Genomic DNA, 12781 nt, shown 5'->3' with positions numbered 1-12781 from the left:
TTGGAATCATCATGAATAACACTTCTCTTCTCAAAGCTGCTTTGCTTTTTTCTGGATTTGCTTCTTTTCACGCTGCTGCACACTTCCCTCTGATGAGTTGTCACTTGGCGCAAGATAAAGTGATTTGTGAAGCGGGCTACTCGGATGGATCGACAGCGGTCGACTACGATGTCGAAATGTACGATTACGACGACAATCTGATCGCCAAAGAAAAAACAGATAAGCGTTCCATCGCAGAATTTACTCACCCTGAAACAGATTTCTATTTGGTATTTGATGCCGGACATGAAAGCCCGGTGGAAGTGGATATCGTTGAGCTGAAAGAGAAATGAGTGTACAGAAAGTTCGCCCTGATGATGGTAACCGAGAAGGAAAGTGGGTCGCACTGACAATCGCAGTGATTCTCGGTTCTGCAGCCATAATTATGCCCTACCATCAGGTCGCGACTGAAAAGCCAGACATACAGGCTCATCAAGTTTTAATCACGGACTTACATCAAAACGAGTTGGGTTTGATCGCTGAACTTAAGCTTGCTCATGAAGAGATTCGTGATTTGCAGCTAGAAACTGGAACTTGGCCTGAGGTCTCTGACATGGAGGCGCTTTGGATTGCTCCATTCGTAAAAGACCAAAATTGGAAGCGCAAAGGGTCTCATCAGTGGAAACGAATCGATGACGGAGTATACATTGGCATGAAGAAAAATGCCCAAGGTTCTGCCTCTATGCTTCTGGATAGCCGTGGCTCTCAAGCTGATATTTGGTTTAGTGATTCTAGCCGATCGTTAAATGCGGAGGTACTAAGCGATCTAGCAAAACGCCGCCAGCATGGCTGGCGACAAATCGTTCTGTCAGATTCCTCTTCTTCCCATTCTCACGCCCATTAAGACAACATAATTGATAAGTACTATGATCAAACGCTCTCTTTTACGTCGTATTCTTACAGCCACCGTGTTATTGACGGTGTCTTCTACAGGCTTTGCTGCCGATAAACTCAGTATTGGTATTACGCTTCAACCTTATTACAGCTATGTCAAAGCTGTTGTTGATGACAAGGCGAACATCATTCCTCTGGTCGATGCTGGTTTTAACCCTCATAACTATTTACCGCAACCCAATGATCTTAAACGTTTGAATGAAATGGATGCGATAGTGATCAATGGTATTGGTCATGACGATTTTGCACTGAAAGTGATCAAAGCCTCTCAGCGTGATGATCTCGTGGTTATCGAAGCGAACAAAGAAGTGCCTCTGTTACCGGCGATGGGGCAGTCAGTTGGTCAAGGAGCAGTGAACCCTCACACCTTTGTTGGTCTATCGACCACTATTCAAAAGGTTTACACCATCGCGAGTGAGCTAAGTAAACTGGACCCAGACAACGCTACTTTTTATCGCCAAAATGCTCGTAAATACGCAAAAACATTTCGCCTGATGAAGCGTGATGCAATGTTGTCTCTTGGTGAGTTGGACACGGCTGGTATGAAGGTGGCGACAACCCATAATGCTTACGGCTATATTCTTCAGGAGTTTGGTGTTGACGTCGCAGCTGTCATTGAGCCTGCTCATGGCGTTGAACCAAGTGCCAGTCAGTTGCAGGAAACGATTGAGAAAATTCGTGAATCGGGCATTGATGTGCTGTTTTATGAGCTCAATATGCCGAACCGTTTTGTTGATACCATCGAAGAGGCGACAGGGGTACAGCTTTATCGCTTTTCTCACATGACTCACGGTGAGTATGAGGCTGATAAAGTCGAGGTTGAGATGCGAGATAACGTGGAAACGCTCATTGAAGCCATGAAATTTGTGGCGAGCAAGCGAGCAGGGGAAAAGGCGTAATGACAGGTCCTTCCGTTTCCTTAAGTAACGTGGGCCTAAAATACGCCGACAATATTATTTTGCAGAACATCAGCGCTGAATTCGAGAGCGCGAAATGCCACGTTATCATGGGGCCGAACGGCGGTGGGAAAACCTCTTTGCTTCGTTCGATACTTGGGTTAACACCATTTTCGGGAAACATTGCACTCAATTGGCCAGAGCAATCAGCTGCATCGGGTAAGATAGGATATGTACCACAAAAGGCGATGTTCGAGGCAAGCCTCCCGTTAACCGTGATGGATTTTGTGCTGCTTAATCAAACCCGTATCCCTCTATTTTGGCGACGTAAAACTAAACAAACTCAACATGCCCTGGCCCAGCTGGATCGCGTGGGCATGGCAACGCGTTGCGATCGTCGTATGGGGCAACTCTCTGGCGGTGAGCAACAGCGTGTTTTGTTTGCGCAAGCTTTACTGGATGAGCCCAATTTATTGGTTTTAGATGAACCTACAACTGGTATGGACGAGCAAGGTGTTCGGTATCTTGAAGGTTTGATTCATGAAGTCGTTGGAGAAGGCAAAACGGTACTGGCAGTACACCATGACGTGACCGCAGTGCGCCGTTTAGATGCTCAGGTCCATGTCGTAAATCGTCAAATTGTGGCGTCAGGTCACCATTCAGATGTGCTAAGCCCTGATCGTATAGAAACATTATTTAAGCACTACACAGCAAAAGTGGAGGCTGCATAATGGATTGGTTACGAGAGTTAGCGGTTAGCGGCGTTGAAGCTGGATGGTTAAGCGATAGCTTTTCTTATGCCTTCATGGTGAACGCAATTGTGGCTGCGTTGATATTAGGACCATTACTTGGTGGTCTTGGGACATTAGTCATCGCCAAGCGACTGGCTTTTTTCTCTGAAGCGGTTGGGCACGCTGCGCTTACCGGAATCGCGATTGGTGTGTTGCTCGGTGAGCCGCCAGAGAATCCGATCATCGGCTTGTTTAGCTTTTGTATGATTTTTGCGCTGTTGCTTCACTTTGTTCGTAATCGTACCAATGTACCTTACGATACACTGGTTGGGGTTTTTCTTGCACTAGCGTTAGCGGTTGGTGCTGCGCTGTTAATGTACGTCGCTCGTAAGATCAACATTCACATGTTGGAGAACGTGTTGTTCGGATCGATCTTGACTGTGACGGACAACGATATCCTTATTTTAGCGATCAGTTGTTTGATCATATTACTGCTTCTTATTCCTACGTTTAACCGCATTTTGCTGACTTGTATCAGCCCGGATATTGCACGTGTACGCGGCTTTAATACCAGCTTTTATGATTACTTATTTGTCATGATGATCACCTTGGTCACCATCGCCGCGGTAAAGATTATTGGCGCGGTATTGGTTGGTGCATTGCTACTGATTCCTGGTGCAACGGCTAGGTTATTGACTAAACGCATGGGCAGTTTCGTTCTCCTTTCTTCTTTATTGGCAACCATTGCGTGTTTAGTCGGAACCATACTGCCGATGGAGCTTGAGCTACCAGTGCCATCAGGCGCATCCATCATCATTGTTTCTGCGGCCTTTTTCCTAACAGCAACGGTTTACCGAATTATCCAAAAAGCGTAACCCTTTTTATAAAGTAATGAACATGAAGATAAAAAAATTAGCGATAACTTTTGGTTTGGTTATAGCGACGACACTTCCATCGTTGGCAAGCGCCAAAGACATTTTAACCAGCACTCCCGTCACGTACATGTTGTCTGAGCAACTCATGAAAGGTACAGGGATAGAGACTCAGTATCTGCCTCCAAAGCGTTACGGCGTTGAGCGTCTTGAGAACTGGTTCGCAAATAAAGGTACAGAGCAAGTTAAGCAAGCGGGTCAAGCCGCGACGGTTGCTATTACTCTTGGTGCGATTTGGAAACAAGACCCGACTTATGTTTACGCTCGACAGGGCAACATTCACTTGATTGAAATCGATGCATCGCAGGCCATTTCTCCTAGAGCTCAAGGAGTTGCAGCACTGACATTGGAAAACGGGTCAACATCGAAGTACGCGTGGCTGAACCCTACAAACTTAATCCGAATGGCGGGCATTGTTGGAGAGGATCTACAACGTGTATATCCTGAACACCAAAAGGCGATTCAAACGAATCAACAGGCTTTTATGCTCAATGTGCGTGAACTGATCAACCAACAACAGGCAGAGATCTTCGATAAAGGCATCGATTCAGTGGTACTGATGAGTGAGTCACTAGAGGACTTTGCCTCTGGCAACCAATTGTTTGTGGTTGGGCGCGAATTTAAGCCAGAACTCGAGTGGACAGAAGAAGACAAATTATCTTTAAAAGCTCAGTTTGAACAAGATAAAACGCTATGGTTAGTGACGGATAAACGACCGTCGAAAACCTTGATATCGCTTATTAAACCGAGTCGTATACTGCAAATTGATGTTATTGACCGCTGGGGCAGTAAGGGTATCAAAACTGAGAAGCCACTCGCACGTTGGGAGATGTGACACGTAAAAAGCCACAGATTTTATGATGGGGAATGAAAAGTTCCCTATTTTTTTGTGACTTAGTTCAAAACGTGAGCATTAATACCACTGGTTGCATAAGAAAGTGTTTGTTTCATTTCTATTTCATTACTACTTTGTTATGTGTTCGTTGCGATTGATTCGGATTTAATCTGTCTCTAAGCGAACCGGTACAAACAACTATACGGATGTTAACAATGAAAATGAAAACTCTAGCCGTTGCAGTGGCGGCACTAGCATGTGGTTCACAGGCCTTCGCAGCAGAAGTTTATAACAGCGATGGTACATCTTTATCGATCGGCGGTCACGTTTCAGTTGGCGTGGGTGAGTACTACGAGGAAGATGTGAAAGTTCATCAAGTGTCTCCACGTATTAACGTCGCGGGTAAGAAAGACATTGGCAACGGTATCACTATCGACGCTAAAGGCGAATGGGCGCTTAACTACCTAAATGGTGGTGAACAGTCATTCAAAACTCGTCTAGGTTACATCGGTGCAACTCACGAGCAGTACGGTCGCCTTGTTGCAGGTACTCAATGGTCACCTTACTACGATGTCGCTGGTGTTGCGGATCTACCAATCGCGTTTGCGAACGACTTTTTGTACGACAACCACGGCAACCTAGGCTCAGCTCGTGCTGATAAAATGCTTAGCTACCGTAAAGGTTTTGAATTTGGTGAAGGCTTTGCTTTCAACCTAGGTCTAGGTTGGCAAGGTGAGCAAACTTCAGATGCAACAACATACGAGCAACGTGGTCAAGTTGCACTGAGCGGTTCTGTAGCTGGCTTTGGCCTAGGCTACGTATACAGCGGCGGTGATGTTAAAAACGCGACTCTAGGTACTAAGAACGCTGAATCACACCTATTCTCTGTAAACTACGGTCAGTACGGTTCAGGTCTATACGCAGCAGTAGTATACGGTATGAACGATTACTTCTACGAGATGCGTAAAGAGACTTCTCAAATTGAAGCTCTTTTGGCATACGGCGTGAATGATTGGACATTCAGCGTTAACTACGAAGGCGTAGAAGACGAAGAAGACAACAAGACAGTTTCAAGCGAAACTGCGCTACAAGCAGAGTACGCTGTAACTCCTGCTTTCGTAACGTTTGCTGCTTACCAGTTTGACCTAGGTAACGATTACACTAGCGAAGAGAACGACTACTGGACTCTAGGTGCTCGTTACTACTTCTAATAAATAGGCCAGTTTCTACTGCCTAAACACATTTATTGTGTTAACGCCTACTCGTTGTGAGTAGGCGTTTTTCTTTCTGCTTTCCGTTGGCTATAAGAGACACTGGTAATGATGTGCTTAGGTACCCCAACTCTCTGTTTAGAGAGCGCGTCTATAAAAAATGCCCGCAAGTTGCGGGCATTTTTGTTGTTAGAGATGCAGTTCTATTAATACGCTTATTTTTTATCGAGTAAATCGAGGAAGAACGCGTACTCTAACGCATCTTCTTTCAAGCGCTTAAATCGACCAGATGCGCCGCCGTGTCCGGCTTCCATATCGGTTTTGAACAACAAGACGTTATCGTCTGTCTTCATTTCACGAAGTTTGGCGACCCACTTCATTGGTTCAAAGTACTGCACTTGAGAGTCGTGCAAGCCAGTCGTTACCAACATGTTCGGGTAGTTTTGTGCCTTAACGTTGTCGTAAGGCGAGTAACTCAACATATAGTCATAGTATGTTTTGTTATTTGGGTTACCCCATTCATCATATTCATTGGTGGTCAATGGAATTGATTCATCGAGCATAGTGGTTACCACGTCCACAAACGGAACGTGTGCACCGATACCGCGATACAGTTCTGGTGCTTGGTTGATGACAGCCCCCATTAAGAGACCACCTGCAGAGCCACCAACAGCGAAGACTTTATCTTTCGCGCCGTAGCCTTGTTCAACCAAACCTTTAGTCACATCAATAAAGTCGTTGAATGTGTTTTGCTTGGTGAGTTTTTTACCATCCTCATACCAAGGACGGCCAAGCATTTCAGATCCACGGATATGAGCGATGGCGTAAACAAAGCCGCGGTCTAATAGACTCAAACGTGTCGAGCGGAAAGTTGGCTCAATGGTTGCGCCATAAGATCCATAACCATATTGGTAGAGTGGATTCGTACCATCTTTCTTAAATAAGTCTTTACGATACACCAAAGAAACGGGTACTTCTTTACCGTCACGGGCTGTGATCATAATGCGTTCTGATTGGTAATTGTCAGGATTAAAATCACCAAGTACAGGTGTTTGCTTCATGATTTCTGACTCGCCCGTTTTTAGATCGAAATCGTAGTAGGTTCCTGGAGTGGTTAAACTGCTGTAATAAATACGAACTTTCTCGTTATCCAGCTCTAGGTTGCCTGTCAAATAGGCAGCAAACGCATCGTCATTAAATGTGAGGGGGAATTCTTTTCCTGTTGAGAGTTGACGTACAGTGACGCTTGCTAGGCCGTTAGAGCGCTGCTCATAGACGAGGTGATCATCGAATAGCTCGAAGTCGACAAGTTGAGTGTTGTCATCTGCGGCAATCACGTCTTGCCACTTAGAGCGATCGTGCATCTCTTCTTGCTTAACTTTCATCAAACGGAAGTTCACGGCTTGATAGTTGGTATAAATGTAATACCAATCGCCTAGCTTAGAAATGCTGTATTCAATGCCATTTTCACGAGGATAAAAAGGCTTCGCCTTTGCTTTAGGGTTGTTCGCATCGATGATGGAGACGCCGCTGGTTTCTGTACTGGAATGCCAGATATAAATATCTTCGCCATCTTTGCTTTTGCTTAGAGAGGTGTAATAGGCGCTGTCGGTTTCTTCAAAAATTAACTCATCACTGCTTTGTGGCGTGCCTAAAACATGACGATACACTTGGTAGCCCAGCAAGGTCTGTGGATCTTTTTTGATGTAGTAAAAGGCGCTGTTATCGTTCTGCCATGCAATCGCGCTTGAGGCGCCTTCAATTTCATCTTGTAGGTAATTGCCTGTTTTCAGGTCTTTGATCTTAAGAGTGTAAACGCGGCGGCTTAATGTATCTTCGCCATACGCTAGTAAGTTTTCATTCGGACTAACGTACAAGCCGCCAATACTGAAGAACTCATGTTCTTTTGCAAGTTCATTGACATCTAAAATGACTTGCTTGTCTTTGCCTGCAAAATCTTTCGCTCGAAGATGAACTTCGTATTCGTTATCTCCGGTCACTTCACTTGAGTAGAAGTAGTTGCCTTTACGCACAGGAACGGAGTTGTCGTCTTTTGCTATACGACCTTTAATTTCTTCAAATAGCGTATCTTGAAGTGTTTCAGTGTGCTTGAGAACGGTTTCCGCATACTGATTTTCTTGCTCTAGGTGCTGCAAAATTTCCGGATCTTTACGCTCGTCGTCACGCATCCAGTAGTAGTTATCAACGCGAGTATCACCATGAATAGTCATCGCGTGAGGGACTTTTTTCGCAACCGGAGCTTGAGTTTGTTGAGCAACGATCTGTGATTGGGAGTATTGAGTCATGCTGGGGGTTCCTTGATTGCTGCATCCGGCGACAAGCGCGACCGAGACGGCCAACGTAGTTAAAGTGAAACGCATCTGTTTTTGTCCTTATTATACGCCCAAGTGGCCTCATCCTGAGGGCTGGGCTTTCATTTCGTTAGTGGTTTTCAGTTGTCCATTCTTTGTTATGGGGTGTGCCGAAAAAGTGAGAATTCTCAATATTTCCGAGTTGGCTACTCAATTTGAAGGGAGCTGAAAACACATTGTGTAAGTAGCTGTTATTTTTAACAAATATCAATTCGAAAGTTAAATCATTCTCATCGGTAAATCGATATAGTGTGATATGAAAAAGGGACACACTAGTTTAGTGTGTCCCTTTTGGGTTTTGAACGTTAGTCGATAATGATCAGATGACTTGCGGCACTTCGTTTGAGTGGTTGTGCGCTCGATTTACCCACATGAGCCCAAGCATTGCAATTACCGACATTGCCATCATCAAAACACCTAGTGGCATCTGGTTATGCGCTGGAAATAGTGATGCAAGCAAGGTCGCAATACCTGCTCCCAAGTTCTGCATGCCACCCAATGTCGCGCCTGCTGTTCCTGCATGGTATGGGAATGGCGCAATTGCTCCGGTTGTTGCGGCTGGGAATAGGATACCCGCACCCAAAAAGTACACGGTTGCGCCACCAACCAGCGTTAACGCCGTGGTTAAACCAAACAAGCCAGGGATGAGCACAATAGCTGAACCAACAAAAATCGATACCAAGCCCACATTTAAAGCACGACGCTCAGAGCGACGCTGCGCGATGTAGCTAGATAAGCCGGCACCCACCAAGTAACCCGGGATCGGTAAGATAAACAGTAAACTTACCGTTGTTGCTGGTAATGCCAATACACCACCTAGCAATACCCCAGCTGCTGCCTCGAACACACCTACGCCAGCAAACGTCGCAACTAGGCAGATCAAAAAGCCTTGGAAGCGGCGGTCAGACAAAACGTGTTTGTAGCTTTTGGCTACTGGTTCGAACTTGCGTTTCTCTTTTGGTAGCGTCTCCATCATGCTGGTCATCATGGTAATCACCACTGCAATGCCAAACAGCGCTAAGAATAGGTAGCTAGAGCGCCAGCCAAACGCTTCGGTTAAGTAGCCGCCAAGTACGGGAGCCAACAATGGTGAGAAAATCACACACATGCTGATTAAGCTATTTGCTCTGTGTAGCTCAGAACCTTCAAAGCAGTCGCGAGTCAGAGTACGTGACATCGCACCACCGCAGCCAATACCTAAACCTTGGATGAAACTACCAATCAAGAACCATTCAAATTGGTGTGCAAAGAGCGCCACCAATGTACCTACGATGTAGATAAGTAGGCCTGCTATGATGATTGGCTTGCGACCTAAGCGGTCCGATAACGTACCGTACACGAATTGCGATAAGCCATATGGAATCAGGTAACAAGCCATCACAGCTTGAAGTGATGACGCAGACACCAAAAACTCACCCGCCATATGACCGATTGAAGGCACGTACATTGTTTGGGTCATTTGACCCACGGCAGTCAATATTGCGATTAAAAAGGTAAGTTTCGCTAATGGAAACGAAGCAGACATTTGCGTATCTCTCCAAAAAATTTAAGACGTAAAAACCCTTAGCGCTCTAATGCAGAGTGCCAACAGACTTTTGGTGTTACGGGGCTATTTGCGCGAGATATTAGTCTTTGCGTGTACAATTAGCAATCGAAAAGTGTGAAGTTGAGCAAGATAAAAATCTATAATATGGATTAGAAAAACTAATCTTAATTTGCATTCGGAAATAGGCTGCTTTTCTTTGTTGAATTACGTTAAATCTCTTATTTGTTGTGAATGTAAATCCACTTATAGGTCATTGGTTTTTATGGTTAAAACCGAGGGGAGAAGAATTGTTTTGGTTAGCCAGAGCAAGACATGGTTCGAACGCAGAAAAGACTAGAGAAGGCACCATGAACAAAAAGGGAACCGAAGCTCCCTTAGAAATGATTATGTTTATTCTCGGCCAGATGCGTATGCGTAAAGCATTTCTAGCGCGATGGTTGCTCCCGCTAATGCGGTAACATCACTGTGGTCGTACGGAGGCGATACTTCTACAACATCCATACCCACAATATTCATACCGGCTAAGCCACGAATAATTTTCAGCGCTTTGTCTGAGTTCAAGCCACCACAAACGGGTGTACCTGTTCCCGGTGCGAAGGCTGGGTCCAAGCAGTCGATGTCAAAAGTAACATACACTGGCTTATCTGCGACGGTACGACGAATCTCTTCTAAGATCTCGTTCACCGACATGTCATTCGCTTGCATCGCATTAATCACATTAAAGCCGTGATCCTGCTGTTTGTATTCAGTACGAATACCGATTTGTACGGAGTTCTTCGCAGAGATCAAACCTTCTTTCGGCGCATGGTAGAACATTGTACCGTGGTCGTATGAACTGCCATTTGCGTAGGTATCCGTATGAGCATCAAAGTGAATCAGAGCCATTTGACCATGATGCTTCGCGTAGGCACGCAGGATAGGCAGTGTGATGAAGTGGTCACCGCCCAATCCCAGCATGGTTTTACCGCTTTTTAGAATTTCACTGGTTGCCGCCTCTAGACGGTAAGTGAAATCTTCCGCATCACCGCAATCGAACACGAGGTCACCCGCGTCGATCACTTTCAGCTTATCCAATACGTTGAAGTCCCACGGGAACTTCTTACCTTCCCATGCCAAGTTGACTGAGGCACGGCGAATCGCATCTGGCCCCATGCGTGCGCCTGGACGACCAGATGTAGCCATGTCCAGAGGAACCCCTAGCACCACAACGTCTGCGTCTGCCGATACCGGATTACGAATGTACGGTAGACGTAAAAACGACATAGAGTTGGAGTAAAGCGAATAATCGGTTTTAGTAAACAAATCATTCATATCAGAAGTCCTCTAAATAGGTGTATCCCGCTAGACCTTGTTCTAGTTCTGCTAGGATTTGTGCTTGTTCATTGGCTTCAACTCTTTGGGAAACCAATTGTTTGTAATTGTCACGAATCGCATCCACGTCGATATGAACGTAGCGCATCATGTCTTCTACACTATCACCTTCATTGATGTAACTGATCTCAAATTGACCGTGTTCATCAACATTGACTACTGCACTGTGGGTGTCACCAAATAGGTTGTGCATGTCACCAAGGATTTCTTGGTATGCGCCTACTAGGAAAAAGCCCATTAGGTACGGTTTGTCTTTGCTCCAAGCTGGTACAGGTAGCGTGCTCTCGATGCCTTGACCATCAACGTAGTGATCGATCGCGCCATCAGAGTCACAGGTGATGTCCAACATCACAGCACGACGCTCTTCCGCATCGCCAAGACCAGAAAGTGGCAGAACAGGGAACACCTGATCAATACCCCAAGCATCTGGTAGAGATTGGAAGAGAGAAAAGTTCACGAAGAACTTATCTGCAAGACGTTCACTCAACTCGTCCAGAATCGGACGGTGGAAGCGATTTTTAGTGCTCATCTTGCGGCTTAGTTCGAAGTAAATGCGCAGTGACAGTTGTTCTGCCCACGCACGTTGCTCCAAGTTAAGCACGCCAGTTGCGAATTGAGAGTGTACCTCTGCCAAATCACTTTGGGTATCGTTGTAGATCTCAATTAACGCACGAGCGTCGGTACCATCTTGTAAGTTTTCCCAGTTTCGCCACATGTTTTGTAGTAAAAGTGGAGCATCTGCGCCAAGTTCATGCACTTCTTCCGGTTGGTATGTTTCTGTACCAATTACGTTAGAAATCAACACAGCGTGGTGCGCTGTCAGTGAACGACCGGATTCAGATATGATCACTGGCATCGGTTGTTCGTATTGCTGACACACGTCGCCCACTGTGTTGACGATATTACGTGCGTACTCTGCAAGGCCGTAGTTCATCGAGTTCGATGATTGGCTGCGTGTGCCGTCGTAGTCGACTGCCAAACCGCCGCCCACATCGAAGTATTCGATGTTTGCACCCAGTGCGCGCAGTTCGCAGTAGAAACGTGCAGACTCATTCACACCATTACGTACATCACGGATGTTTGCCATCTGTGAGCCAAGGTGGAAGTGAACCAGTTGCATCGCATCTAGGCTGCCTTCGCGTTTCAGACGTTCAATAACACTAAGCACTTGCGATGCAGACAAACCAAATTTCGATTTTTCACCGCCACTTGCTTGCCATTTCCCCGCACCTTGAGAGGCGAGGCGAATGCGCAAACCAAGGCGCGGTTTTACGCCCAAGCTTTTCGCTTCTTCTAGCACCAGATCCAGCTCAGAAAGCTTCTCTAGTACGATGAATACTTTGTGGCCTAGCTTTTCACCGATCAGTGCAAGACGCACATACTCACGGTCTTTGTAGCCGTTACACACGATCACGGAGCTGCCTTGTTGAGCCAATGCAAGTACTGCCAACAATTCTGGCTTGCTACCCGCTTCAAGGCCAAGCTGCTTGGTTTCTAGTTGAGCTTGGCTCGCTAGAATTTCATCCACCACTTCACGTTGTTGGTTTACTTTAATTGGGTACACCAACAGGTATTTGTTTGGATATTGGTATTCTTCAATTGCTTGGTTGAAAGCGTGGCAAATTCCATGCACACGTTGGTGCACGATTTGCGGGAAGCGCACTAATACAGGCAGATTTAACTGCTTCGCTTCTAGCTCGTTTACAATGGCACTGAAAGGGATTTGATGTGCACGATCACTACGAGGTGATACGTAAACCTCGCCTTGGTCATCAATACCGTAGAAACCTTGGCTCCAGTAGTGAACGTTGTAGTCCGCGCGGATGCGGTCTAATTTAGTTGCTTTTTCCAACTCGATTCTCACAAAAATGTACTTAAGTCCTTAATTAATTAGAAGGAAAAGTACAAAAAAGCAAATCATGAGGCATTAACCTCATACCCTGACACGAACTCC

The 12781-nt window shown here is 45.7% G+C and carries 11 protein-coding genes; 7 read left to right on the top strand and 4 right to left on the bottom strand.

Annotated features, from left to right (window positions below):
• The first annotated feature begins 11 nt into the window (after positions 1–11).
• The 7 genes from FKN08_RS12375 (at position 12) to FKN08_RS12345 (ending at position 5538) form a co-directional block, all read left to right on the top strand.
• Positions 12–332, top strand: coding sequence for a hypothetical protein (locus FKN08_RS12375; RefSeq protein WP_046873904.1), 321 nt, complete (start codon positions 12–14; stop codon positions 330–332).
• Positions 329–883, top strand: a complete 555-nt coding sequence (locus FKN08_RS12370; RefSeq protein ID WP_170892235.1) for a DUF6162 family protein — start codon at positions 329–331, stop codon at positions 881–883. The genes FKN08_RS12375 and FKN08_RS12370 overlap by 4 nt, the downstream gene beginning before the upstream one ends.
• A gap of 22 nt (positions 884–905) precedes the next feature.
• Positions 906–1832: a zinc ABC transporter substrate-binding protein gene (locus tag FKN08_RS12365; RefSeq protein WP_006741228.1), complete on the top strand. Its 927-nt coding sequence runs from the start codon at positions 906–908 to the stop codon at positions 1830–1832.
• Complete coding sequence (locus FKN08_RS12360; RefSeq protein ID WP_053807975.1) at positions 1832–2560, top strand: metal ABC transporter ATP-binding protein; 729 nt, start codon at positions 1832–1834, stop codon at positions 2558–2560. The genes FKN08_RS12365 and FKN08_RS12360 overlap by 1 nt, the downstream gene beginning before the upstream one ends.
• On the top strand, positions 2560–3435 hold the full coding sequence (locus tag FKN08_RS12355) for a metal ABC transporter permease (protein WP_005393560.1): 876 nt from the start codon (positions 2560–2562) through the stop codon (positions 3433–3435). The genes FKN08_RS12360 and FKN08_RS12355 overlap by 1 nt, the downstream gene beginning before the upstream one ends.
• 22 nt (positions 3436–3457) lie before the next feature.
• Positions 3458–4327, top strand: a complete 870-nt coding sequence (locus FKN08_RS12350) for a zinc ABC transporter substrate-binding protein (RefSeq protein WP_170892234.1) — start codon at positions 3458–3460, stop codon at positions 4325–4327.
• Between the two features lie 215 nt (positions 4328–4542).
• Positions 4543–5538 (top strand): porin, encoded by a 996-nt coding sequence (locus FKN08_RS12345; RefSeq protein WP_006741232.1) that lies wholly within the window; start codon positions 4543–4545, stop codon positions 5536–5538.
• A 215-nt stretch (positions 5539–5753) separates the two neighbouring features.
• Here the strand turns inward: FKN08_RS12345 and FKN08_RS12340 are convergent, their stop codons facing one another.
• From FKN08_RS12340 to speA, 4 genes are all read right to left on the bottom strand, one after another.
• Positions 5754–7919, bottom strand: a complete 2166-nt coding sequence (locus FKN08_RS12340) for a S9 family peptidase (protein ID WP_170892233.1) — start codon at positions 7917–7919, stop codon at positions 5754–5756.
• A 310-nt stretch (positions 7920–8229) separates the two neighbouring features.
• Positions 8230–9435, bottom strand: a complete 1206-nt coding sequence (gene emrD / locus FKN08_RS12335; protein ID WP_005393574.1) for a multidrug efflux MFS transporter EmrD — start codon at positions 9433–9435, stop codon at positions 8230–8232.
• 411 nt (positions 9436–9846) lie between these two features.
• The gene (gene speB / locus FKN08_RS12330) at positions 9847–10767 is read right to left on the bottom strand and encodes an agmatinase (protein WP_005393578.1); all 921 of its coding nucleotides are present in this window, start codon (positions 10765–10767) and stop codon (positions 9847–9849) included.
• A gap of 1 nt (position 10768) precedes the next feature.
• The gene (speA, locus tag FKN08_RS12325) at positions 10769–12679 is read right to left on the bottom strand and encodes an arginine decarboxylase (protein ID WP_161444533.1); all 1911 of its coding nucleotides are present in this window, start codon (positions 12677–12679) and stop codon (positions 10769–10771) included.
• Positions 12680–12781: the final 102 nt, after the last annotated feature.

Source organism: Vibrio sp. 1-2 (7-a), assembly GCF_013048515.1.
GTDB lineage: Bacteria > Pseudomonadota > Gammaproteobacteria > Enterobacterales > Vibrionaceae > Vibrio > Vibrio diabolicus.
This window is presented reverse-complemented; position numbering and strand designations above follow the sequence as displayed.